At 61.9% G+C, this 22656-nt stretch carries 20 protein-coding genes; 8 read left to right on the top strand and 12 right to left on the bottom strand.

Annotation, left to right across the window (positions count from 1 at the left end; all coding sequences use genetic code 11):
• Positions 1 to 7: 7 nt before the first annotated feature.
• The 5 genes from glgC (at position 8) to MKI86_RS15185 (ending at position 6897) form a co-directional block, all read left to right on the top strand.
• Positions 8 to 1270 carry a glucose-1-phosphate adenylyltransferase gene (gene glgC, locus MKI86_RS15205; protein ID WP_241601875.1) on the top strand — a complete coding sequence of 421 codons (1263 nt, stop codon included), beginning with the start codon at positions 8 to 10 and terminating at the stop codon, positions 1268 to 1270.
• Positions 1271 to 1277: 7 nt separating this feature from the next.
• Positions 1278 to 2726 (top strand): glycogen synthase GlgA, encoded by a 1449-nt coding sequence (gene glgA / locus MKI86_RS15200; protein ID WP_241601873.1) that lies wholly within the window; start codon positions 1278 to 1280, stop codon positions 2724 to 2726.
• A 13-nt stretch (positions 2727 to 2739) separates the two neighbouring features.
• Positions 2740 to 4371 carry an alpha-D-glucose phosphate-specific phosphoglucomutase gene (locus tag MKI86_RS15195; RefSeq protein ID WP_241601871.1) on the top strand — a complete coding sequence of 544 codons (1632 nt, stop codon included), beginning with the start codon at positions 2740 to 2742 and terminating at the stop codon, positions 4369 to 4371.
• Between the two features lies 1 nt (position 4372).
• A complete protein-coding gene (gene glgX / locus MKI86_RS15190; RefSeq protein ID WP_241601869.1) occupies positions 4373 to 6346 on the top strand; it encodes a glycogen debranching protein GlgX in 1974 nt (657 codons plus the stop codon).
• Positions 6347 to 6408: 62 nt separating this feature from the next.
• Entirely contained in the window at positions 6409 to 6897 is a 489-nt protein-coding gene (locus MKI86_RS15185) for a MaoC family dehydratase (protein WP_241601868.1), read from the top strand.
• Positions 6898 to 6928: 31 nt separating this feature from the next.
• Here MKI86_RS15185 and MKI86_RS15180 read toward each other — a convergent pair whose 3' ends face one another.
• From MKI86_RS15180 to MKI86_RS15160, 5 genes are read right to left on the bottom strand one after another with little or no spacing between them, the layout of a single operon-like run.
• Positions 6929 to 7477 (bottom strand): sarcosine oxidase subunit gamma, encoded by a 549-nt coding sequence (locus MKI86_RS15180; RefSeq protein WP_241601867.1) that lies wholly within the window; start codon positions 7475 to 7477, stop codon positions 6929 to 6931.
• Entirely contained in the window at positions 7470 to 10463 is a 2994-nt protein-coding gene (locus MKI86_RS15175) for a sarcosine oxidase subunit alpha (protein ID WP_241601866.1), read from the bottom strand. The genes MKI86_RS15180 and MKI86_RS15175 overlap by 8 nt, the downstream gene beginning before the upstream one ends.
• Positions 10460 to 10804, bottom strand: coding sequence for a sarcosine oxidase subunit delta (locus MKI86_RS15170; protein ID WP_241601865.1), 345 nt, complete (start codon positions 10802 to 10804; stop codon positions 10460 to 10462). The genes MKI86_RS15175 and MKI86_RS15170 overlap by 4 nt, the downstream gene beginning before the upstream one ends.
• Positions 10805 to 10818: 14 nt before the next feature.
• Positions 10819 to 11214 (bottom strand): hypothetical protein, encoded by a 396-nt coding sequence (locus tag MKI86_RS15165; protein WP_241601864.1) that lies wholly within the window; start codon positions 11212 to 11214, stop codon positions 10819 to 10821.
• Positions 11214 to 12467 carry a sarcosine oxidase subunit beta family protein gene (locus tag MKI86_RS15160; protein WP_241601863.1) on the bottom strand — a complete coding sequence of 418 codons (1254 nt, stop codon included), beginning with the start codon at positions 12465 to 12467 and terminating at the stop codon, positions 11214 to 11216. Before MKI86_RS15160 ends, MKI86_RS15165 begins: the two co-directional genes overlap by 1 nt.
• A gap of 325 nt (positions 12468 to 12792) precedes the next feature.
• On the opposite strand from MKI86_RS15160, the gene rpsU reads away from it, so the two are divergent.
• Together rpsU and MKI86_RS15150 are read left to right on the top strand one after the other, a co-directional pair.
• Positions 12793 to 13020, top strand: coding sequence for a 30S ribosomal protein S21 (rpsU, locus tag MKI86_RS15155; RefSeq protein WP_134645949.1), 228 nt, complete (start codon positions 12793 to 12795; stop codon positions 13018 to 13020).
• A 273-nt stretch (positions 13021 to 13293) separates the two neighbouring features.
• Positions 13294 to 14133: a tetratricopeptide repeat protein gene (locus MKI86_RS15150; protein WP_241602526.1), complete on the top strand. Its 840-nt coding sequence runs from the start codon at positions 13294 to 13296 to the stop codon at positions 14131 to 14133.
• Positions 14134 to 14210: 77 nt separating this feature from the next.
• Here the strand turns inward: MKI86_RS15150 and MKI86_RS15145 are convergent, their stop codons facing one another.
• From MKI86_RS15145 to MKI86_RS15120, 6 genes are all read right to left on the bottom strand, one after another.
• The gene (locus tag MKI86_RS15145; RefSeq protein WP_241601862.1) at positions 14211 to 15611 is read right to left on the bottom strand and encodes an NAD(P)(+) transhydrogenase (Re/Si-specific) subunit beta; all 1401 of its coding nucleotides are present in this window, start codon (positions 15609 to 15611) and stop codon (positions 14211 to 14213) included.
• Between the two features lie 10 nt (positions 15612 to 15621).
• Entirely contained in the window at positions 15622 to 16032 is a 411-nt protein-coding gene (locus tag MKI86_RS15140) for an NAD(P) transhydrogenase subunit alpha part 2 (RefSeq protein ID WP_241601861.1), read from the bottom strand.
• Entirely contained in the window at positions 16032 to 17186 is a 1155-nt protein-coding gene (locus MKI86_RS15135) for a Re/Si-specific NAD(P)(+) transhydrogenase subunit alpha (RefSeq protein WP_241601859.1), read from the bottom strand. Before MKI86_RS15135 ends, MKI86_RS15140 begins: the two co-directional genes overlap by 1 nt.
• An 85-nt stretch (positions 17187 to 17271) precedes the next feature.
• Positions 17272 to 17496: an aa3-type cytochrome c oxidase subunit IV gene (locus MKI86_RS15130; RefSeq protein WP_241601846.1), complete on the bottom strand. Its 225-nt coding sequence runs from the start codon at positions 17494 to 17496 to the stop codon at positions 17272 to 17274.
• Between the two features lie 254 nt (positions 17497 to 17750).
• Complete coding sequence (locus tag MKI86_RS15125; protein ID WP_241601845.1) at positions 17751 to 18524, bottom strand: N-acyl amino acid synthase FeeM domain-containing protein; 774 nt, start codon at positions 18522 to 18524, stop codon at positions 17751 to 17753.
• Between the two features lie 168 nt (positions 18525 to 18692).
• On the bottom strand, positions 18693 to 21002 hold the full coding sequence (locus MKI86_RS15120) for a putative bifunctional diguanylate cyclase/phosphodiesterase (RefSeq protein WP_241601844.1): 2310 nt from the start codon (positions 21000 to 21002) through the stop codon (positions 18693 to 18695).
• Between the two features lie 448 nt (positions 21003 to 21450).
• Between MKI86_RS15120 and MKI86_RS15115 the strand changes: the two genes are divergently transcribed.
• The gene (locus tag MKI86_RS15115) at positions 21451 to 22230 is read left to right on the top strand and encodes a gamma-glutamyl-gamma-aminobutyrate hydrolase family protein (protein ID WP_241601841.1); all 780 of its coding nucleotides are present in this window, start codon (positions 21451 to 21453) and stop codon (positions 22228 to 22230) included.
• A 6-nt stretch (positions 22231 to 22236) separates the two neighbouring features.
• Here MKI86_RS15115 and MKI86_RS15110 read toward each other — a convergent pair whose 3' ends face one another.
• A complete protein-coding gene (locus MKI86_RS15110; RefSeq protein WP_241601840.1) occupies positions 22237 to 22644 on the bottom strand; it encodes a hypothetical protein in 408 nt (135 codons plus the stop codon).
• Positions 22645 to 22656: the final 12 nt, after the last annotated feature.

The following is a 22656-nucleotide window of genomic DNA, read 5'->3' as shown; positions in this document are numbered from 1 at the left end:
GACACCTATGGAGCAGAAGCGCATTCAACCCCTTGCCCGTGACGCCATGGCCTATGTTCTAGCCGGCGGGCGCGGCAGCCGCCTGAAGGAACTGACGGACCGGCGGGCGAAACCCGCTGTCTATTTTGGCGGCAAGGCGCGCATCATCGATTTCGCGCTGTCCAATGCGCTGAACTCCGGTATCCGCCGCATCGGGGTGGCCACCCAGTACAAGGCGCATTCGCTGATCCGCCATTTGCAGCGTGGCTGGAACTTCTTCCGCCCCGAACGCAACGAAAGCTTCGACATCCTCCCCGCTTCCCAGCGCGTCTCCGAGACGCAATGGTATGAAGGCACCGCGGACGCCGTCTACCAGAACATCGATATCATCGAGGATTACGGCGTCGAATACATGGTCATCCTAGCCGGCGACCATATTTACAAGATGGACTACGAGCTGATGCTTCAGCAGCACGTGGACTCCGGCGCGCAGGTCACCATCGGTTGCCTGGAAGTCCCGCGCATGGAGGCGACCGGATTCGGCGTCATGCATGTGGACGAGAAGGACGAGATCATCGCCTTTGTGGAAAAGCCGGCAGACCCGCCGGGCATTCCGGGCAATCCGGAGATGGCGCTCGCCTCCATGGGCATCTACGTGTTCCACACGAAGTTCCTGATGGACCTGCTGCGCCGCGACGCTGCCGACCCGACCTCCAGCCGCGATTTCGGCAAGGACATCATTCCCTATATCGTGCAGCACGGGAAAGCAGTGGCGCACCGCTTCACCGCCTCCTGCGTGCGCTCCGATTTCGAACGCGAGGCCTATTGGCGCGACGTCGGTACGGTCGATGCCTATTGGCAGGCTAATATCGACCTGACCCACATCACGCCGGAACTCGACATTTATGACAGCTCCTGGCCGATCTGGACCTTCGCCGAGATCAAGCCGCCGGCCAAGTTCGTGCATGACGACGAAAACCGCCGTGGCTCGGCGATCTCCTCACTCGTCTCGGGCGACTGCATCATTTCCGGCTCCACGCTGCACCGCAGCCTTCTCTTCACCGGCGTGCGGGCAAATTCCTACTCGCGCCTCGATGGTGCGGTGGTGTTGCCCAATGTGATGATCGGCCGGCACGCGCAGCTTCGGAATGTCGTCATCGATCGCGGCGTCGTCATCCCCGAGGGCCTTGTCGTCGGCGAGGATCCGGAACTCGATGCCAAGCACTTCCGTCGCTCGGAAAACGGAATATGCCTCATCACGCAGAACATGATCGACAAGCTGGAGCTCTAACCCGGACATGAATATCCTTTCGGTGGCATCCGAAGTGTTCCCGCTCATCAAGACGGGAGGCCTGGCCGACGTTGCCGGGGCGCTGCCGCTCGCGCTGGCCGGACATGGAATACGCGTACGTACGCTGATGCCCGGTTATCCTATCGTCATGCAGCGCCTCACCGGACCAAAGGTTGTCGCCACCTTCGACGGTCTCCTCGGCGAGCCTGCCCGCATTCTCGCAGTGACGCACGAGGGGCTCGATCTCCTCGTGCTCGACGCACCCACCTTCTTCGACAGACCGGGCGGCCCCTATACAGACGGCAGTGGCAACGACTTCGTCGACAACTGGCAGCGCTTCGCGGCTCTTTCGTTTGCGGGGGCCGAAGTCGCCCGCGGCCTGTTGCCTGACTGGCGACCGGATATCGTTCAGGCTCATGACTGGCAGGCCGCGATGACCCCGGTCTACATGCGCTACACCGGTCTGCAGCACATCCCGACTATCCTTACCGTGCACAACCTGGCCTTCCAGGGCCAGTTCGGTGCCGACATCTTCGACAAGCTGCGTCTTCCGCCCCAAGCCTTTGCCGTCGACGGGCTGGAGTACTACGGTGATGTCGGTTTTCTGAAAGGCGGTTTGCGCACGGCGTGGTCGATCACCACCGTCAGCCCGACTTACGCCCAGGAGATCATGACGCCGGAATATGGCATGGGTCTCGAAGGGCTGATCAATGCCCGTTCGGCAGACCTCGAGGGCATCGTCAACGGGATCGATACGGCCGTCTGGAACCCGGAAAGCGATACGCATATTGCCCGACCCTATGCGGCAGGCTCGCTCAGGCAGCGCGCCGTAAACCGGCAGGCGGTCGCGGAGCGTTTCAACATCGAGCAGGATGGCGGCCCGATTTTCTGCGTCATCAGCCGCCTGACCTGGCAGAAGGGTATCGACATCATCGCCGATGTCACCGACTGGATCGTCGAGCAGGGCGGAAAGCTGGTGGTGCTGGGCTCTGGCGACCAGGGCTTGGAAGGCGCGCTTCTCGCTGCCGCCTCGCGGCATCGCGGACGCATCGGCATCGTCATCGGCTACAATGAGCCGCTGTCGCATCTCATGCAGGCAGGCGCAGATGCGATCCTCATCCCGTCGCGCTTCGAACCGTGCGGCCTCACCCAGCTCTACGGCCTGCGCTATGGTTGCATTCCCGTCGTCGCTCGTACCGGCGGCCTTGCCGACACCGTTATCGACGCCAACGAGGCGGCCCTCTCCGCCCGTGTCGCGACCGGCTTCCAGTTCACACCCATCAATGCGGATGGCCTTCGCCAGGCGCTGCGCCGCGTCTTCAAGGCCTGGCAGGAGCCGAAGGTCTGGGGCCGCATCCAGAACCAGGGCATGAAGGCGGAGGTTTCCTGGGAAAGCAGCGCCGCCCGCTATGCCGACCTTTTTTCCAGTCTCCTGACGCGAGCCAACCTTTCCTGAAGAGTATCAGCCTATGACCATCAAGACCGTAACGACCGCGCCCTATACCGACCAGAAGCCCGGCACGTCCGGCCTGCGCAAGAAAGTGCCGGTCTTCCAGCAGCAGAACTATGCGGAGAACTTCATCCAATCGATCTTCGATTCGCTGGACGGCTTTGAAGGCGAGACGCTGGTGATCGGCGGCGATGGCCGCTACTACAACCGCGAGGTCATCCAGCTCGCCATCAAGATGGCGGCCGCCAATGGCTTCGGCCGCGTTCTCGTCGGTCGCGGCGGTATCCTCTCGACGCCGGCCGCCTCCAACGTCATCCGCAAGAACAAGGCCTTCGGCGGCATCGTGCTCTCCGCCAGCCATAATCCGGGCGGGCCGACCGAAGACTTCGGCATCAAGTACAATATCGGCAATGGCGGCCCGGCACCGGAAAAGATCACCGACGCCATCTTCGCCCGCACAAAGACCATCGACAGCTACAAGATCGCAGACGTCGAGGACGTCAATCTCGACCTGGAAGGTACGCACGAAATCGCCGGGATGACTGTTAACGTCATCGACCCCGTCGCTGATTACGCCGAGCTGATGGAGCAGCTTTTCGACTTCGAGGCTATTCGTGGCCTTCTCGCGGGTGACTTCCGCATCGTCTTCGACGCGATGAGCGCCGTGACCGGGCCCTACGCCAAGGAAATCCTTGAAAACCGCCTTGGCGCCGCCAAGGGCTCGGTGCTGAACTTCATGCCGCTGCCGGATTTCGGCGGTCACCATCCCGATCCCAATCTCGTCCATGCGCGCGCGCTCTATGAAACGATGATGGCCGATGATGCGCCGGATTTCGGCGCCGCCTCCGATGGCGACGGCGACAGAAACCTCATCATCGGCCGGGGCATTTTCGTTACCCCATCCGATAGCCTAGCCCTGCTGGCCGCCAATGCCCACCTGGCGCCCGGTTACGCACAAGGCCTTGCCGGCATCGCACGCTCGATGCCCACATCGGGCGCCGCAGACCGCGTTGCAGAAAAGCTGGGTATCGGTATCTACGAAACTCCGACCGGCTGGAAGTTCTTCGGCAACCTGCTCGACGCCGGCCTTGCCACGATCTGCGGCGAGGAAAGCGCCGGGACTGGCTCCAACCATGTTCGCGAGAAGGATGGCCTCTGGGCCGTGCTGCTCTGGCTCAACATCCTGGCGGTGCGCAAGGAAAGCGTGTTGGACATCGTCAAGCAGCATTGGGCGAGCTTTGGCCGCAACTACTACTCGCGCCACGACTACGAGGAGGTCGACAGCGAGGCTGCAAACGGCCTAATCGCCAACCTGCGCGACAAGCTCGTGACCCTGCCCGGCAAGCGTTTCGGCGCCCTCACGATCGAGACCGCCGACGACTTCGCCTATAACGACCCGGTCGACCAGTCCGTCAGCCGCAACCAGGGCATCCGCATCCTGTTCGAAGGCGGCTCGCGCGTCGTCTTCCGCCTCTCCGGCACGGGCACGTCGGGCGCGACGCTGCGGGTTTACATCGAGCGCTATGAGCCCGATGCAGCCCGCCACGGCATGGACACGCAGGAAGCATTGGCCGACCTCATTGCCGTCGCCGACGAGATCGCCGGCATCAAGTCACGGACGGGCCGCCAAGAACCCAGCGTGATCACGTAAGATGGCCCTCACCCCTCCCTCCTTTGCGCCGGGCGCGACGCTCTCCGGGGACGGAGTGGAGTTTTCGGTCTATTCGCGCGATGCCGCGCGTGTCGATCTCTGCCTGTTCGACGCCAGCGGCGACAAGGAACTCGCCCGCCTCGCCATGGGTCGGGACGAGAACGGCTTTCACCGCGTCTTCGTCGAGGGCGCGCAGGAAGGTACACGCTACGGCTTTCGCGCCGACGGCATCTACTCGCCCGATCATGGCCTGTGGTTTGATCCTGCCAAGCTGCTTGTCGATCCCTATGCAAAGGAGCTCGACCGCTGCTTCGTGCATGACGCCCGCCTGACGGAGTTCGGCACCGAAACGGCCGATATCGTGCCGAAGGCCATCGTCACCTGCGACCGGCCCGTCGAGGTGAAGCCACCGATTTTCCACTCCGGCGGGTTCATCTACGAGATTGCGGTTCGCGGTTTTACCATGCTGCATCCTGACGTGCCGGCGGCCATGCGCGGAACCGTCGGCGCACTCGCCCACCCCTCCGTAATCGCGCACCTCAAACGGCTCGGTGTCGATGCCGTCGAGCTGATGCCGATCACCGCCTGGATCGATGAGCGGCATCTGCCGCCGCTCGGCCTTTCCAACAGCTGGGGCTACAATCCGATCGCGCTGATGGCACTCGATCCGCGTCTGGTGCCCGGCGGGATGCAGGAGCTTGCCGATACGGTCGCCACACTCAGGGCCGAAAATATCGGTGTGATCCTCGACCTCGTCTTCAACCATTCCGGGGAGAGCGACCGCCACGGAACGACGCTCTCCATGCGCGGCCTCGACAACCTAACCTACTATCGCCACGTACCCGATCGGCCGGGCGAGCTGATCAACGATACCGGCTGTGGCAATACCATTGCCGGCGAGCATCCCGTCGTGCGTCAGCTGGTGATCGACAGCCTGCGCCATTTCGTGCTTCAGGCCGGGGTCGACGGTTTCCGCTTCGATCTCGCGACCATTCTCGGCCGGGAAGCCGACGGCTTTTCGGCCAATGCGGCCCTGTTGGCCGATATTTGCGCTGACCCTTTGTTGAAGGACCGCGTGCTGATCGCCGAACCCTGGGATATCGGCCCCGGCGGCTACCAGCTCGGCAACTTTCCCGCCCCCTTTCTTGAATGGAACGACCGTTATCGCGACGACACGAGAATGTTCTGGCGCGGTGACAGCCACAAGCTCGGCGCCTTCGTTACAGCGTTTGCGGGCTCGTCGGACATCTTCTCCCGCCATGGCGGGGATCGCACACGCAGCGTCAACTTCCTTGCCGCCCATGACGGCTTTACGCTCATGGACCTCGTTTCCTACACGCACAAGCACAACGAGGCGAACGGCGAGGACAATCGGGACGGTCACAACGAGAACCATTCCTGGAACAACGGAGCCGAGGGCTCGACGACGGACGGTGTGGTGCTTTCAGCCCGGCGGGCAGACGTTAAGGCGCTGTTGTCCAGCCTCTTCATCTCGCGCGGCACGGTGATGCTGACAGCCGGCGACGAGGGCGGCCGATCCCAGAAAGGGAACAACAACGCCTATTGCCAGGACAATGCACTGACGTGGCTGGACTGGAAGGATCTGGATGACGGCCTGATCGAACACACCGCCATGCTATCGGCGATCCGCAAGCGTTTTCCGGCGCTGACCGAGACGACGTTTCTGAACGGAGGCGGCGATGTTGAATGGCTGACCGCTGCCGGCACGCCGATGACCGTGGAGGACTGGGAGCAGCCGGGAGCAGGCACCTTCGTTGCCCTTTTCAAGACACCGGACGCTCAGCAGCAGCGCATCGTGCGCCTCGCGGTCATCGTCAATCGCAGCCATGGTGAACAGCCGCTGGCGCTTCCCTTGCCGGATGGTCGCGAATGGGTCAGCCTGCTCACCGTCGGCCGTCCGCCCAACGGAATGGTGCCTGCACGCACAGTCGAAATTCTTGTCGAAAACCACTGAAATTCATTGCCCGGCCAAAGCGCGTCTCTAGAACGAACGCCAATCGATCAATGGAAAGCCCTATGCCCGCAGATATTCATTTGAAAGATGTGCCCGCACTCGTGGGAAGCGAACTCGGCGTTTCCCGCTGGTTCGTCGTCGATCAGACGATGATCGACCGTTTTGCCGGTGCGACCGAGGATCACCAGTTCATTCACACCGATCCCGTCCGCGCGGCGGCCGAGACGCCATTCGGCGGCACCATCGCCCATGGCTTTCTGACCCTGTCGCTGCTCTCAGCCATGAACTTCGATTGCGTGCCGCGCATCATCGAGCAGACGATGGGCATCAACTACGGATTCGACAAGGTCCGCTTCATCACGCCGGTGAAAAGCGGTGCCCGCGTGCGGGGTCGGTTCGTGCTGGACGAGGCGCGCTTCCGCGGCGCCGGCATGGTGACGATCCGCTACGATGTTTCCGTGGAGATCGAGGACGAGCGCAAGCCCGCACTCACCGCCGACTGGATCACCATCATTCAGTTCGATCCGAAGGATCGGCCGGAGGACGTCTAAAAAAATCCCGCCTCCAGGGCGGGATTTTTCATTAGAGACCGGCGTCTTCCGCACCTTCGGCCAGCATGCCGAAGGCGTAGGACGAGAACGAGCGCCAGCACTCGACGCGGTAATCCTCTTCCCCCGTGCGCAGCAGAACGATTTCTATCTTTCCAAGTACGGTGCGCGCGGCAGCACCGACCGGGAAGACCCTGTTGCCGAGATCGAGCGGGCAGGCCGCTGCGATAGCTTCCGCTGCGTTGGGACCGGAAACGATGATCCCCGTGTTGCGGTGGGAGACATCCGTTGCCGAATGCAGCGCCGAAACGCCAGCGGCAATGCCTATCAGGTCCGCGCCGCTCTCGTCGATCAATAGCCACTCGTCCGGACCAAGCCAGACTGCGTGACGACCGCCGACTGAGGCGGAAGTCTTGGCACGCTGCGGCAATTCGAGACCGAAGGCCAGCGAAAGCGTGCCGACGGCATCGGCGCCGGCGCGCAGCGAAAGACGGGTTGCGGGTGCGGCAGGCGTGACGCGTGCACTGGCGGAACCACCATGGCTGCGGCCAAGCGGCGGCTTGCGAAGAGCTTGATCAGCCATTGAGGCGTCCTCCTTCCTTGTCGACAAAGACCATGTCGCTGACCTCGACCGCGATGGTGCGGTCCGGCATCGGCACGTAGAGCGTCTGGCCCAGACGGGCCTGGCCACCGGCGACGAGCGCCATGGCGATCGACCGGCCGCAATTCTCCGACCAGTAGGAAGACGTGACATGCCCGAGCATGGTCATGGGCTTGGGCTGGTTCGGATCGGCGACGATTTGTGCGCCCTCCTCCAGCACCACGTTCGGGTCCTTCGTCAGGAGGCCGACCAGTTGCTTGCGGCCTTCCTTGACGAGATCCGGCCGCTTGAGGCCGCGAATGCCGACGAAATCCGTCTTTTTCTTGGAGACGGCCCAGCTGAGGCCGGCGTCGTGCGGGGTGACCGTACCGTCCGTGTCCTGGCCGACGATAATGTAGCCCTTCTCGGCGCGAAGCACGTGCATGGTCTCGGTGCCGTAGGCACAGGCGCCGAGCGGCTCGGCCCTTGCCCAGATCGCTTCCCAGACAGCTTGCCCGTAATCGGCGGGAACGTTGACTTCGTAGCCCGCCTCACCGGTGAAGGACATGCGGAAGAGCCGGGTCGGCACGCCGCAGATCTTGCCTTCGCGCACGCTCATATGCGGGAAAGCCTCGTTCGAAATGTCGATATCTTCGACTAGCGGCTCGAGGATTTCGCGCGCCTTCGGGCCCTGGACTGCAATGACCGCCCACTGTTCCGTGGTGGAGGTCAGCCAGACCTTGAGATGCGGGAATTCTGTCTGGAGATAATCTTCCATGTGGTGCATGACGCGCGGCGCACCGCCCGTCGTGGTGGTGACATGGAAGCGATCCTGCGACAGGCGACCCACGACACCGTCATCATAGACGAAGCCGTCTTCGCGCAGCATGATGCCGTAGCGGCAACGGCCGGGCTTCAGTGTATCCCAAGCGTTGGTGTACATGAGGTTCATGAACACTTCTGCGTCGGGCCCGACGACCTCGATCTTGCCCAGCGTGGACGCGTCGAAGAGGCCAGCGGCGTTACGCACCGTGCGGCACTCGCGGTTGACCGCATCGTGCATCGTCTCGCCCGAACGCGGATAGTACCAGGCGCGCTTCCAGTTGCCGACGTCCTCGAAGACCGCGCCGTGGGCTTCTTCCCATGCATGCATGGGCGTCTTGCGGGCAGGATCGAAAAGTGCGCCGCGCGAATGGCTGATCAGCGCACCGAAAGTAACGGGTGTATAGGGCGCGCGGAAGGTCGTGAGGCCGATCTTCGGGATCTCGCGGTTGAGCACTTCGGACGCGATGGCAAGGCCATGGATGTTGGACAGCTTGCCCTGGTCCGTCGCCATGCCGTTGGTGGTGAAGCGCTTGATGTGCTCGATCGAGTGCATGCCTTCGCGCACCGCAAGGCGGATATCCTTGGCGCAGACGTCGTTCTGGAAGTCCACGAAAGCCTTGACGGTCGTATCGGCGCCGGCGCCTTCGGCGCTACCGGCCATGCCGCCAGTCCATTCGAAAGCGTTTTCGCCACGAAGCTCGACCTTGGCGCCGCCTTCATTGCCGGTGGCGCGTGCCATCAGTTCGCCGGCAGCCAGCGATTCCTCGATGGTTGCCTGAAGACCGTCGGTACCGTTGCACGAACCGACCGAAAGGCAATCCTGCGCATAGGTGCCCGGCAGGAAGCGGCCGGAAGCCGCATCATAGGCTACCTTGCCGCGCGACTGCGAGAAGAGGTGCACGGAGGGCGTCCAGCCGGCGGACATCAGCAGCGCATCGATCGCGATCGACCGCGCCGAACCGCCGCCGTTGCGGGCGACCGACATGGCAGAAACACGCAGCTTGCCCTTAGTGTCGATAACCGAGTGACCGGTCAGCACCTCGATGCCGAGCCTGCGGGCTTCGGTCAGCACCGCCTCACCAGGCTTCTCGCGGTTGTCGACGATGGCAGAGATGGTCACACCGGCCCGCTTCAGATCAAAGGCGGCCTCGTAGGCAGAATCGCTTGCCGTATAGACGCCGACCTTGCGGCCGACAGCGACGCCGAAATGGTTGAGATAGGTGCGCGCGGCCGAGGCCAGCATGATGCCGGGCCGGTCGTTGTTGGCAAACACCATGTGGCGCTCGATCGAGCCGGTCGCGAGAATGACGCGCTTGGCGCGGACCTGCCACAGGCGCTCGCGCGGCAGCGTCTTGTCCGGCTTGGGGAGATGATCGGTGACGCGCTCCACGAGGCCGACGAAATTGTGGTTGTAGTAGCCGAAGGCCGTGGTGCGCGTCAGAACGGTGACGTTCTCCATCGCCTTCAGCTTCTCGACCGTCGCCTGTGCCCAGTCGTAACCGTTCTGGCCGTCGATCTTCACCGACGTATCATAGTGCAACGCGCCGCCGACTTCCGGCTGCTCGTCCACGAGGATGACGCGGGCGCCGGATTGAGCCGCTGCCAGCGCTGCAGACAGCCCGGCGACGCCGGCGCCGGCAACCAGCACGTCACAATGCGCATAGCGGTTGGCGTAATGGTCGGGATCGTCTTCCGTCGGCGAGACGCCGAGGCCGGCGGCCTTGCGGATGAAGGGCTCGTAGACCCTCTCCCAGGCAGCCTTCGGCCACATGAAGGTCTTGTAGTAGAAGCCGGCTGCGAAGAACGGCGACAGCAGATTGTTCACCCCGCCGATATCGAAGGCGAGCGAGGGCCAGCGGTTCTGCGATTCCACCTTCATGCCGTCAAAGACTTCCTGCACCGGCGCGCGCACGTTCGGCTGGCGGCGCGCGGCATCGCGGGAAACGTCGATCAGTGCATTCGGCTCTTCCGGACCGGCCGAAAGAATGCCGCGCGGGCGGTGATACTTGAACGAACGACCGACCAGATGCACGCCGTTGGCGAGCAGCGCAGAGGCGACGGTATCGCCCTCAAGCGCCTGATAGGTCTTTCCGTCGAAGGTGAAACGCGCTGTCTTGGCGGGCGTCAGGCGGCCCTGACCGGCAATGCGATTGGCGCCGCTCATTTCGCGGTTCCTTCCGTGGCTTCATAGGTTTCTACAGTCTTTTCGGACGCGGGCGCGGCACCCGGCAGATCCGGCTTCGGCTCGCCGGCCTTGTAGCTCATGACGAACTTGTCGCTTACGGTGTCGCGTGCCGCATTGAAGAAGCGGCCGCAACCATGGATGTGGCGCCAGCGTTCGAAGATCAGCCCCTTCGGGTTGTCGCGCAGGAAAAAGTATTCCTGGAACTCCTCGTCGGAAATGTCGGCGATGTTGGTCGGCCGGGCGATGTGCGCGTCGCCACCGTGGCGGAATTCGAGCTCCGAGCGCTCTTCCTCGCAGTAGGGGCAGTAGATCAGCAGCATTGTTTCCTACCTGTTTAAAGCTCCGGTTCCGTCACAAACGTGCCCGGTTCCTGATCGCAAAGTCGCTGTCCCATGGAGACGAAAGGCACAAGCCGGTAAAGCAGTTGCGCGCTATCCTCATAGGGGGCCAGCACATTCGTTATTCCGAGATTGGCAACACTCATCGCAAGAAGGTTTATGTCGATGTTGTAGGCCCGCTCCATCTCGTCGCCCGGGATGAAATAGACCACCCGCTCGCCAAGCATTTCGACGCACCCCAGCATCCCCCTCTCCGCGACGAAAGGCCAGTTCTGCTCGCCCGCCGCCTTGCGGATCGACTGAAGACGTAAATCGTCGGGTTCGGGAATGATCGAACCCACCGGCATCACACCGGCCGTCATCAGCAATCCGGCGGCGAGCGCCACGTTCATCAGTGTGCCACGGCCGCGGCCGCTGCCTCGTCGATGAGGCGGCCGGTGCGGAAGCGGTCGAGCGTCAGGCCGGCCGCCAGCTTGTGCGGCTCGCCCTTCGCGATGAGATGCGCGAAGAGATGCGCCGAACCGGGCGTCGCCTTGAAGCCGCCGGTGCCCCAGCCGCAATTGACGAAGAGGTTCTTCACTGGCGTCACGCCCTGGATCGCCGAACGATCAGGCGTGTTGTCGGTGATGCCGCCCCACTGGCGCATCATCTTCACACGACGGAACATCGGGAAGAGTTCGCAGATGGCATCCAGCGTATGCGTGATGATCTGCAGGCCGCCGGTTTGGGAGTACGAATTGTACTGGTCCGTACCGGCGCCGATGACGAGTTCACCCTTGTCCGACTGCGAGATATAGGCATGCACCGAGTTGGACATGACCACGCACGGGAAGATCGGCTTCATCGGCTCTGAAACCAGCGCCTGGAGCGGCACCGAATGCAGCGGCAGCTTCACGTCTGCCATCGACAGGATGACCGAGTTATGGCCGGACGCCGAAACCGCGACTTTCTTGGCGCCGATGAACCCCTTCGAGGTCTCCACGCCTGTCACGGCGCCGTCGGGCCCGCGGCGGATGCCCTTCACTTCGCAGTTCTGGATAACATGCACGCCGCGATCCGACGCCGCGCGGGCATAGCCCCATGCAACAGCATCGTGCCGAGCCGTACCGCCGCGGCGCTGGAGGGCGGCACCATTGATGGGGTAGCGCGCGGAGGCCGAAATATCGAGGACCGGAACGAATTCCTTCGCCTGCTGGGGCGTCAGCCATTCGTTATCGATGCCGTAGAGGCGGTTGGCATGAATGTGGCGGCCGAAGGACTGCTTGTCGTGCACGTTGTGCGACAGCATCATTACACCGCGCGGCGAGTACATGACGTTGTAGTTGAGGTCCTGGCTCAGCCCTTCCCAGAGCTTGAGCGAGTGCTCATAGATATCCATGCTCTCGTCATAGAGATAGTTCGAGCGGATGATGGTCGTGTTGCGGCCGGTATTGCCGCCGCCGAGCCAGCCCTTCTCGATCACGGCGATGTTGGTGATGCCGTGCTCCTTGGCGAGATAGTAGGCTGCGCCCAGGCCGTGGCCGCCGCCGCCGACGATGATCACGTCGTATTCCTTGCGCGGCTCGGGCGAGGTCCACTGCGCCTCCCACCCCTTGTGGCCGCGCATCGCCTCCCGGGCGACGGCGAAAACCGAATATTTGCGCATCCCGTATCCTCAATATCTCGCCGGTCGCGCCGGCTGTTTCCTGCCCCGATAAAAAGCAAATCCTGGCGTTTCGCGCCGTATCCTTTGCGACGCATTCAGGCGCACCTTGTACCACATGCGACATGGCCCGCATCCGCCCTTTGCTGGGGATTTATGACGGCGCCATGCAAATATCCTTAACACGCGCCGTCAGAGGCTGGACTTTCCTCAGACGATCTGATATCCGACCCGCCAATTGCCGGCCCGTTGGGCTGAGCGAACGTCATCCATTTGCCTCGCGACCAGTACTCGCATGGCTTACAACAACCAAAGGAACGGGATTCTCGTGCAGGTACTTGTCCGCGACAACAACGTTGATCAGGCTCTCCGCGCTCTCAAGAAGAAGATGCAGCGCGAAGGCATTTTCCGTGAAATGAAGATGCGCGACTATTACGAAAAGCCGTCTGAGAAGCGTGCACGCGAGAAGGCTGAAGCCGTTCGTCGCGTTCGCAAGCTCGCTCGCAAGCGTGCGCAGCGCGAAGGCCTCGTCAGCGCACGTCCGGGCGCCCGTTAATCGGCCGTCATTTCGACGTTTTCGGATGCAAGACCGGGCGGGGGCGAACATATCGCCGCCGCCTTTTTTGACGTGAACGGATCTTTTTTCACCCTTATGAAAGACGTTCCGTGCAATTTCGGGCGCACCCGCTACAATTACCCGCCGGAATTGCTGACAAAGCCGTAGCGGTTTCCTTGCGCATGAGGCGCAAGAGAAGCTTACTTTGAGGATTCGCACTTGAATATGGCTGCATCTACCGGGTTTCTGAACAATCGCTTTCCCGCCGCTGACATGCGTCGCTCCCTGATGGCCGCGGTTGCCGCGACCTCGCTTGCCGTTCTTCTGGCGGGCTGCCAGTCAACGACCTCGACGGATGTCCTCAAGGTCGAACGCGCCCAGGGATCGCAGCAGAATATCGCGTCGCTTTCGGCCGTGATCGCCGCCAATCCGCAGGACCCCGAAGGCTACAATGTGCGCGGTTCGGCCTATGGCCGTGCTGGTGAAAACCGCCGGGCCCTGGACGACTTCAACCGGGCGATCGAGCTCAATCCGCGTTTCTACCAGGCCTATGCGAACCGCGCGCTCGTGCAGCGCAGCCTCGGCGATCAGGCGCAGGCGGTCTCCGACTACAACACCGCGCTGCAGATCAACCCGCGCTATGACGTGGCCTATATCGGTCGCGGCAATCTGTACCGCCAGGCCGGGCGCCTGGACGATGCGTTCCGCGATTTCAACCGCGCCATCGAGCTCGATACGACCGATCCCCGTGCCTATCACAATCGCGGCCTGATCTATCAGGCCCGCCGCCAGCACCAAAAGGCGATCGAGGACTTCTCGAAGGCCATCTCGCTGTCGCCGAACTCGGCTGAGCCCTATAACGGTCGCGGCATTTCCTATGCGGCGCTGGGCGACGACAACAACGCGTTCTCGGACTTCAACACGGCCATCGGCCTCGACGGGAAGCTATCGGAATCCTGGGCAAACCAGGCGCTGATCTACGAGCGCCGCGGCGAAATGGCCAAGGCTTCCCGCTCCTACTCGCAGGCGCTGCGCCTTGATCCCAACTACAAGCCGGCCAAGGATGGCCTCGCCCGCACGCGCGGCGCCGGCAACAAGCCCCAGCCTGCCTGACACGGCTGTCGCTCTTCCCAAACAAAAAGCCCGCGAGATGATCGCGGGCTTTTTCATTCCGGGCTGGTTTGAACCGCTTAGTGGTTCATCGCCTTGACGATATCGTCCGTCATCTTCTTGGCATCGCCCAGCAGCATCATCGTGCCGTCCTTGTAGAACAGCGTGTTGTCGATGCCGGCATATCCGGAGCCGAGCGAACGCTTGACGAAGAGGCAGGTCTTGGCCTTGTCGACATCGAGGATCGGCATGCCGTAGATCGGCGAGGACTTGTCGTCGCGCGCGGCCGGGTTCGTCACGTCGTTGGCGCCGATGACATAGGCCACGTCGGCCTGTGCGAATTCCGAGTTGATATCCTCGAGTTCGAACACTTCGTCATAGGGCACGTTCGCTTCGGCAAGCAGCACGTTCATATGGCCGGGCATGCGGCCCGCGACCGGATGGATGGCATACTTGACCTCGACACCGTTCTTCTTGAGCGCATCGGCCAGTTCACGTACCGCGTGCTGAGCCTGCGCGACCGCCATGCCGTAACCGGGCACGATGATCACCTTGCTGGCATTCGCCATGAGGAAGGCCGCATCGTCGGCCGAACCCTGCTTGACCGTGCGCTGCACGCCGTCATCGCTTGCCGCCGCACCGCTATCGCCGCCGAAACCGCCCAGGATGACGGAAATGAACGAGCGATTCATGCCCTTGCACATGATGTAGGACAGGATCGCACCCGAGGAGCCGACCAGCGCGCCCGTGATGATGAGCGCGAGGTTACCCAGCGTGAAGCCGATACCGGCCGCCGCCCAACCCGAATACGAGTTGAGCATGGAGACGACGACGGGCATGTCGGCGCCGCCGATCGGTACGATCAGAAGCACGCCGAGCGCCAGCGCCAGGATGACGATCAGCCAGAAATCGAAATGGCTTTCCGACAGGGTCAGTCCGACGATGAAGACGACAATCGCGGCCAGCAGCGCGATGTTGATCACATGCCGGTAGGGCAGCATGATCGGCTTGCCGGACATGCGTCCGTCGAGCTTCAGGAAGGCGATGATCGAACCGGTGAAGGTGATCGCGCCGATGGCCGCACCGAGCGCCATTTCGACAAGCGCCTGGCCGTGGATCTCACCGACCTGACCGATGCCGAAGGACACCGGCGAATAAAGCGCGGCAGCGGCGACCAGCACAGCGGCAAGGCCGACGAGCGAGTGGAAGCCGGCGACGAGCTGCGGCATCGACGTCATCGGGATCGAGCGGGCGATATAGGCGCCTGCACCGCCGCCGATGGCAATGCCGAGCACGATGAGCACGAGGCCGCCGAAGGACGGCGTTGCCAGAAGCAGCGTCGTGCCGATGGCGATACCCATGCCGATCATGCCGAGCATGTTGCCGCGCCGGCTGGTCGTCGGGTGCGACAGGCCACGCAGTGCCATGATGAAGAGTACCCCGGAAACGAGGTAGAGGAAGGCTGCGAAGTTCACGTTCATCTGGCCGCCCTCACTTCTCTTTTTTCTTGTACATCGCCAGCATGCGCTGGGTGACGAGGAAGCCGCCAAAAATATTGACGGAGGCGAGGATGAGCGCGACGAAGCCGAAACCCGTCGCAACACCCGAAAGCGAGATGCCGACAGCCAGAAGGGCACCGACCACGATGACCGACGAGATGGCGTTGGTAACAGCCATCAGCGGCGTATGCAGCGCGGGCGTTACCGACCAAACCACGTAGTAGCCGACAAAGATCGACAGCACGAAGATCGCGAGGCGGAAGACGAAGGGATCGATCGCCCCGCCGGAAATGCCGTGCGCAGCGGCAGCGGCCGCATCCGGCACGTATTCGGACGCCGTACGAACGGCTTCCACGGCGCGTTCAAGATCAGTGATTGCCTTGTCGAGAAGTTCGTTCGCCATCACTTGCCCTCCCCTTGCTGAACCGCACCGCCAAAGTTCGGATGCACAACGGCGCCGCCGTTGGTCAGCATCGTCGCCTTGACGAGTTCATCCTCGACATTCACCGAAACCGATTTCGTTTCCTTGTCGACCATGGTCTCAAGGAACGTGAGAAGGTTCTTCGCGTAAAGCGCGGAGGCGGAGGCCGCGATACGGCCCGGCACGTTGAGATAGCCGATGACCTTCACGCCCTCGACCTCGACGACCTTGCCGGGCTCGGCGCCTTCCACATTGCCACCGCGTTCGACGGCAAGATCGACGGCAATAGAACCGTTGCGCATGGCGGCCAGCATCTGGCGGGTCACGAGGCGCGGTGCCGGACGGCCCGGAATAAGCGCGGTCGTGATGACGATGTCCTGCTTGGCGATATGGTCAGCGACGAGGGCTGCCTGCTTCGCCTGATACTCTTTGGACATTTCCTTGGCATAGCCACCAGCGGTTTCCGCGGCCTTAAACTCGTCGTCCTCGACGGCGATGAACTTGGCACCGAGGGAAGCGACCTGCTCCTTGGCGGCCGGACGGACATCTGTCGCGGAAACGGCCGCGCCGAGCCGGCGGGCGGTGGCGATGGCCTGGAGACCGGCAACGCCGGCGCCCATGACGAAGACCTTGGCGGCCGGCACCGTGCCGGCGGCGGTCATCATCATCGGCATGGCGCGGTCGAATTCATGGGCTGCATCGATGACGGCCTGATAGCCGGCAAGGTTCGCCTGCGAGGACAGGATGTCCATCGACTGGGCGCGCGTGATACGCGGCATCAGTTCCATGGCAAAGGTGGTGAGACCGGCATTCGCCATTTCGGCGATGGCAGCTTCGTTGCCGTAGGGATCCATCGTAGCGATGACGACGGCACCGGGCCTGTAGGTGGCGATTTCAGCGGATGAGGGCCGGCGCACCTTGAGCACCACATCGGCGGATCTCGCCTCTTCGGCCCCGACGATGCGCGCACCGACAGCTTCATAGTCGGCGTCGAGAATTCGGGATCGAAGCCCCGCTCCGGCCTCTACGAGCACATCCAGCCCGAGGCCTTTCATTCTCTTGACGGTTTCCACGGAAGCCGCGACACGACCTTCTGCCGTATCACTTTCACGCGCTACAAAAACACACTGACTCAAACCGTGGTCCTCCCCCCGAGACTGGCCGTGTTGGATCGCGGCGCCGGATGGCGCCGGAACAAGCTGCGGTATTGCAGATGTTGGATTAACGAAGCAGGAAGAAACCGGCGACGTTGAGAATGATGAAAAGCAGGAAGGCGCTGAAGAAACCGGCACTGGTGAAGAAACCGGCAGCCATGGCGATCAACAGCGCAACGCAGATCAGCGTGCCGTACTTGGCGCCCGCGATGAAGAGACCGTAGGTCTTCTCGTGCTCGGGATAATCCATCGGAGCGCCCATTTCGATCGGTCCGGTATGATGTTCAGCCATAGTCACCTTCTCCTAAGCAGCCACGCTCGCCAGCCGGAAATCCCCCATCCGATGAGCGCTTATAACCATCGGGCCTGCGAAGCGGCCCAGCTCTTCCCCAAGCGCCAGAAGCGCACGTTGTTCAGGCCATACACAATGGATCGCCAAAGCGCAACGGCAAGGGGAACTTAGCCTTTGCCACTTTCCCCTTCCGGAAACGATGCAGGCCGGTTTCAGGTGAAACCGGCCTGCACTGCGACATAAAGGCGCAAGCGTTAACCAGCGTAGGCGCCGCCCGACAGCTGTATCCGGCGATGAGTGTCGGCAAGGCGCGCAGTTGGCCGCACCGTCAGGGGGCTGAACGGCATATCTTCGCCACGGGCAAAGAGCATCCGCCGTTCGAAGGGTTCCGACTGGAAGAACGGAAAGCGGGCATAGAGAGAGGACCGCACGTCCTTGCAGCGCGTCGCCATCAGCATCAGATCGATGATGAACTTGCCCTGGTTGCTTTTCGGCGAGGCGACGAAGTCACCGTCGAACACCCGCTTGTAGAACGCCGCATGCGCGGGCTTCACCATCTGAAGAACGCGATCGGCATCGAAATAGTCGGCCGCCATCGTCGCCAGCCGCAATGTCAGATAGGGAATGGCGGGCATTTCGCTCCAGATTTCGGGATCGGCTGCCAGCCGCACCGGGTCGATCAGCGTCAGACCGGCATCGAGAAACGCCTTTGTCTCATCCGGAAACACCTTGCCCGACGAGGTCACGCGGTGGTCGGGCGTGACATGGTGCAGGCGCACCGTCGAGATCAGGCGCTCTTCATAATAGATGCCGAACACATAGGCATGGCTATCGAAATCGACTTCGTCGATGAGGAGCGGCGTTTCCTCGCCCAGATGCATCACGCTGCCGGCCTTGTAGGCCTTGTAGCGGATGCGGGCGATATCCTCCATGTCCTCGCTCGTCTCGACGCGGCGGTATTCCACGCCGTCGAGCAACCCCAGCAGTTTCTCAGAAAAGCGATTGGCTACCGTTCCGACGCTCGCCATTGCCCAACACCCCCGAATACACACCGGCGATACGACATCCCCGGAATCGATAATCAGCGATATAAGACAATTTGTGTAAAATACCATTCATTAACCTTAATATATGGTTAACGCTAAATTTGCATAAACTGATGCACGCGGTGGGTTTTCAGGCAAAGGGAAGATGGATCAGGCGACGCGACGCCCGCGACGGCGGGGCTCAGCCGGCTTGCGAGCCAGGCTTTCGTAGCGGTCACGGAGGGCATCGGGCGACATGGGTGCCGCGAAGACATAGCCCTGGACCAGATCCGCGCAGTGATACTTGTTGATAAGCGCGAGCTGCTCCTGCGTCTCGACACCTTCGATGACGATCCGCAGCCCCAGTTCCCGCGACAGGTTGACCGTGCCGCGCAGCAGCTTGAAGCGGCGTGCGTCCTCGCCGATGTTGCGCACGAAGGACCGGTCGATCTTGATGACATCGAGCGGAAGCTGATCGAGATAGCTGAGGCTGGAATAGCCCGTGCCGAAATCGTCGATGGCGATGGTAATGCCGCGGGCGCGCAGTTCCTGCAGGATAGCCTGCACCTTGACCGGCTCTTCCATCAGGCAGCTTTCGGTAACCTCCAGATGCAGCCGATGCGGCGCAAGCCCAGCCGCCTCCAGTGCCTCCGAAACGACACCGATAATTGCCGTACCGCGCAGGTCCTGAACGGAGAGATTGACGGAAACGCTCATATGCGACGGCCACGTCACGCAGTCCGCGCAGGCGCGGTTGATCATGAAGCGGGTGATTTCCGAGACGATGCCCATCTCTTCGGCGATCTGGATGAAGACATTCGGCGCGACGGCGCCGCGCTCAGGATGCGTCCAGCGCGACAGCGCCTCGCAGCATTCTATTCTCGTGCCGTCGGGAACGAACATCGGCTGGTAAGCGACGGAGAGCGCGTCGGTGGCAAGCGCCTCGCGAAGATCTTCCTTGAGCTTCTGGCGATCCACGTATCGCGCGTCCATCTCTTCTTCGAAGACGGTGACGCTGCCCTTGGCGCGGGACTTCGTCTCGAACAGGGCCAGGTCGGCGCGAATCTGCATTTCATCCAGCCGGAACTCATCGCTCGGCACCGTCACACATCCCGCGCTGAATGAGACGAGGAATGTCATGCCGTCGAATTCATAGGTGCCGCGCAATTGCTCGTGGAAGCGACGCATGCGCGCTTCCAGATCGCGACGGTTTGCCTCATTCGGGAAGAACAGGATGAATTCGTCACCCATCAGGTGGCTTACAATGATCTTGTCCACGGCCAGCCGCCGCAGCCGCTCGCTGATCGCGCACAGGAGGCGGTCACCCGTGATGTGACCCTTCATGTCGTTCACATGTTTGAAGTCGTCGACATCGAGCACCATGAAGCCGACCATGCCGGGCTTCTTGCGCTCCGAAAGCGCATCCTGAACGAGATCGGCGAAATAGGCGCGGTTCGGAAGGCCGGTCAGGCTGTCATAGCGCACCATATGGAGGATCTTCTTTTCCGCTCGAACACGCGCCGTGACATCCTCGAAAATCAGGACAGCGCCGCCGTTTTCCCGGCGCGCCGCGGTGAATTCGAGGTAAAGCCCTTCCCTCACCTGCAAGAGCGCCCGCGAGCGGTCGCCGTTCAGAAGCTCCTGGAGCTGGCGCAGGATAGCCTTGCTCTGCTCAAGGTTCAAAAACGTGTTGCGAACGCCATAGCGCAGCACGAGATCGAGGTGGCAATCCTTCAGCCGTTCCTGGCTGCCGAGATGCAGAAGTTCGCAGGCACGCCGGTTGGCGACCAGAATGCGGTGGTCCGCATCCAGCATGAAAAGACCGTGCGGCATGTTGTTCAGCGCCGTGTCGAAACGGTCCGCGATGGTCGCAAGGTCACGCGCCGCCAGCACGTTTTCGTAAAGGAACGTGCGAACGCCGTTGGCCATCGAACGCGTCGTCATTGCAAAGGGCAGAACCAACGATGCGAGGACGGCATGATAGAAATCCTGCAGGGCCAGGAAGCCGACCGCAATCGGCAGGCAAGCCGCTAGAACCATGTAGTTGACGGTCCGGGGAGAGCCGTAGTTGCGACCGACGACCGAAACCATGGTGCCGAAAGTCACCGAGATACAGGCAATTTCCGCAAAGGCGTCGCGGCTGACCACAAGGCTGTAGCAGCACGCGGTGCCCAGCGCGAATGTCGTGCCGACGGCGCCGAGATTGTACCAGTTCTCCCAATAGCGAATGCCCGCCATGTCGAGCGAGGCTTTGTCGGCCCGGTCGAAACGGCGCATGCCGCGCGCGCGCAGAGACCATATGAGCACGACCAGCGCGCTCCACAGCAGGAAGAACGGATCGGAAGTCTTGGCGAATACGAAGGAGAGCGTGATGACATGCGAAATCATGCCCACGAAAAGGGTCTGACGGTTTCCGTACAGCGAGCTGACGAACGACAGGTATACATCAGCCGGCAGTGTGTTTTGACCCTTATCCGTCATGGACTCGGCACTCCCTATGGCATGCGAGGGTTACCGGCCAAAATTTAATGAATGATTTCGGGAGATTACCCAATAACTGGGGACTCACTCGGCAATTTTCGCGTGCACCCCCAACGCGGAAAAGATAGTTTCAACCAAATATTGCAAAATAAAGGCCGAAAGTAAACATACTCAACCAGTCATAGGTTAAACTTGCAACTCTAGGCGTGAAAAAACGCGAAAGTATTTATTCAAAACGCATGGGAGTAATCGTCGAGTACAACCTGGATTCGCCGTTTTGTGGTTAACGATTATTTGCCGATGTGCCCGTGAAAACTGGTGATCTCACAAACCGGCGCCACGCAGCAGGGAAACGGCCGTCGTCGTCATTTCGCCCGAAAAGAGGAATTGACTGAAACCAGATTTGATATCAAATCCTCTTTTGGTATTTCTTTTCTCGGAGCCTCGCATGTCGAAACCCGTCGTCGCCATTCCAGCCGATATCAGGGAGATCGAAGGCAACGTCTGGCAGGCAACCCCAAACCAGTATGTGCGTGCCGCCGTAAAGGGCGCCGATGTCACCGTGTTTCTCGTGCCGGCACTTGATGCGGACAATGACTTCGACGGCATCCTCGACCGGGTGGACGGGCTTCTGGTCAGCGGCTCGCGTACGAATGTACATCCGTCGCTTTACGGCAAGGAGGCGACTGATGCAGAAGGCCCCTATGATCGCGCCCGCGATGCGACCAGCCTGCCGCTCATCAAGCGCGCGCTGGAGCGCGGTATTCCGTTGCTCGCCATCTGCCGCGGCATTCAGGAACTCAACGTTGTTCTGGGCGGTACGCTTGCCAATGAGATTCAGGAACAGCCGGGCATGTGGGACCATCGCAAGCCCGATACGCCCGAACTCGACGTTGCCTACGGTATCCGCCAGAAGGTGATCGTCAAGGAAGGCAGCTGCCTTGCAGGCGTCGTCGGCACTGGTGAGATCCAGGTCAACTCGCTGCATCGGCAGGCCATTTCGGACATGGCACCGCGTCTGGCCGTGGAAGCGGTCGCGGAAGACGGCACGATCGAGGCGGTTTCCGTCATCGGCGCGAAGGCATTCGCGGTCGGCGTTCAGTGGCACCCGGAATACTGGGTCGGCTCCGATCAGCCGTCCAACAAACTGTTTGCGGCCTTCGGTGAGGCCGTTCGCGACTACGCCGCCGCCAGGCAGGGCATGGCGCGCCAGACAGCGGCCGAGTAGGCCGGCTCAGTCTGCCGCGACGAAGGTGACCATCGCATTTGCCGGCTCGACGGCCTCATAGGCCAGCCCGTCGCCATCGACAACAGTGAGAAGCGCTTCGCCACGCGCATCCAGCACATCGACCGTGCCGTCGCCATTCTGCGTCCATGTCCGCGCGCCGGCAAGGCCGGGCCAAACTGCATCGCAGTCCGGATCAGCTGTAAAGCGTGTGCTGCGCCCGGAGATCGCCGCGCCCCGTTCGGCAAGACAGGCCGTTTTCGCAACGGAATTGGTGATTGTGTAGCTGTGTCCGGCCGCACCAGCGGGAATGGAGCTCGAAACGATGGGATCCACGTCCGGTGTCCGGTCGCGGCCGACAGCCCAGAGCCCCAGAGACACGACAGCGGCCAAAGCGGCGATTGTGAGTGTCTTCATGGAGATCTCCTT

The sequence above is a fragment of the Shinella sedimenti genome, assembly GCF_022601905.1.
Classification (GTDB): domain Bacteria; phylum Pseudomonadota; class Alphaproteobacteria; order Rhizobiales; family Rhizobiaceae; genus Shinella; species Shinella sedimenti.
The sequence above is the reverse complement of the archived record's forward strand: the minus strand, read 5'-3'. Positions and strand labels throughout refer to the sequence as shown.

Excerpts from the sequence above, each read along its gene's own strand:
- MKI86_RS15125 (WP_241601845.1), bottom strand. The coding sequence starts at position 18,524 with ATGGCGAGCGTCGGAACGGTAGCCAATCGCTTTTCTGAGAAACTGCTG.
- MKI86_RS15150 (WP_241602526.1), top strand. The coding sequence starts at position 13,294 with ATGCGTCGCTCCCTGATGGCCGCGGTTGCCGCGACCTCGCTTGCCGTT.
- MKI86_RS15115 (WP_241601841.1), top strand. The coding sequence starts at position 21,451 with ATGTCGAAACCCGTCGTCGCCATTCCAGCCGATATCAGGGAGATCGAA.
- MKI86_RS15120 (WP_241601844.1), bottom strand. The coding sequence starts at position 21,002 with ATGACGGATAAGGGTCAAAACACACTGCCGGCTGATGTATACCTGTCG.
- MKI86_RS15170 (WP_241601865.1), bottom strand. The coding sequence starts at position 10,804 with ATGCTGCTGATCTACTGCCCCTACTGCGAGGAAGAGCGCTCGGAGCTC.
- MKI86_RS15130 (WP_241601846.1), bottom strand. The coding sequence starts at position 17,496 with ATGGCTGAACATCATACCGGACCGATCGAAATGGGCGCTCCGATGGAT.
- MKI86_RS15110 (WP_241601840.1), bottom strand. The coding sequence starts at position 22,644 with ATGAAGACACTCACAATCGCCGCTTTGGCCGCTGTCGTGTCTCTGGGG.
- glgX (WP_241601869.1), top strand. The coding sequence starts at position 4,373 with ATGGCCCTCACCCCTCCCTCCTTTGCGCCGGGCGCGACGCTCTCCGGG.
- glgA (WP_241601873.1), top strand. The coding sequence starts at position 1,278 with ATGAATATCCTTTCGGTGGCATCCGAAGTGTTCCCGCTCATCAAGACG.
- MKI86_RS15195 (WP_241601871.1), top strand. The coding sequence starts at position 2,740 with ATGACCATCAAGACCGTAACGACCGCGCCCTATACCGACCAGAAGCCC.
- MKI86_RS15180 (WP_241601867.1), bottom strand. The coding sequence starts at position 7,477 with ATGGCTGATCAAGCTCTTCGCAAGCCGCCGCTTGGCCGCAGCCATGGT.
- MKI86_RS15160 (WP_241601863.1), bottom strand. The coding sequence starts at position 12,467 with ATGCGCAAATATTCGGTTTTCGCCGTCGCCCGGGAGGCGATGCGCGGC.
- glgC (WP_241601875.1), top strand. The coding sequence starts at position 8 with ATGGAGCAGAAGCGCATTCAACCCCTTGCCCGTGACGCCATGGCCTAT.
- MKI86_RS15185 (WP_241601868.1), top strand. The coding sequence starts at position 6,409 with ATGCCCGCAGATATTCATTTGAAAGATGTGCCCGCACTCGTGGGAAGC.
- MKI86_RS15145 (WP_241601862.1), bottom strand. The coding sequence starts at position 15,611 with ATGAACGTGAACTTCGCAGCCTTCCTCTACCTCGTTTCCGGGGTACTC.
- MKI86_RS15140 (WP_241601861.1), bottom strand. The coding sequence starts at position 16,032 with ATGGCGAACGAACTTCTCGACAAGGCAATCACTGATCTTGAACGCGCC.
- MKI86_RS15175 (WP_241601866.1), bottom strand. The coding sequence starts at position 10,463 with ATGAGCGGCGCCAATCGCATTGCCGGTCAGGGCCGCCTGACGCCCGCC.
- MKI86_RS15165 (WP_241601864.1), bottom strand. The coding sequence starts at position 11,214 with ATGAACGTGGCGCTCGCCGCCGGATTGCTGATGACGGCCGGTGTGATG.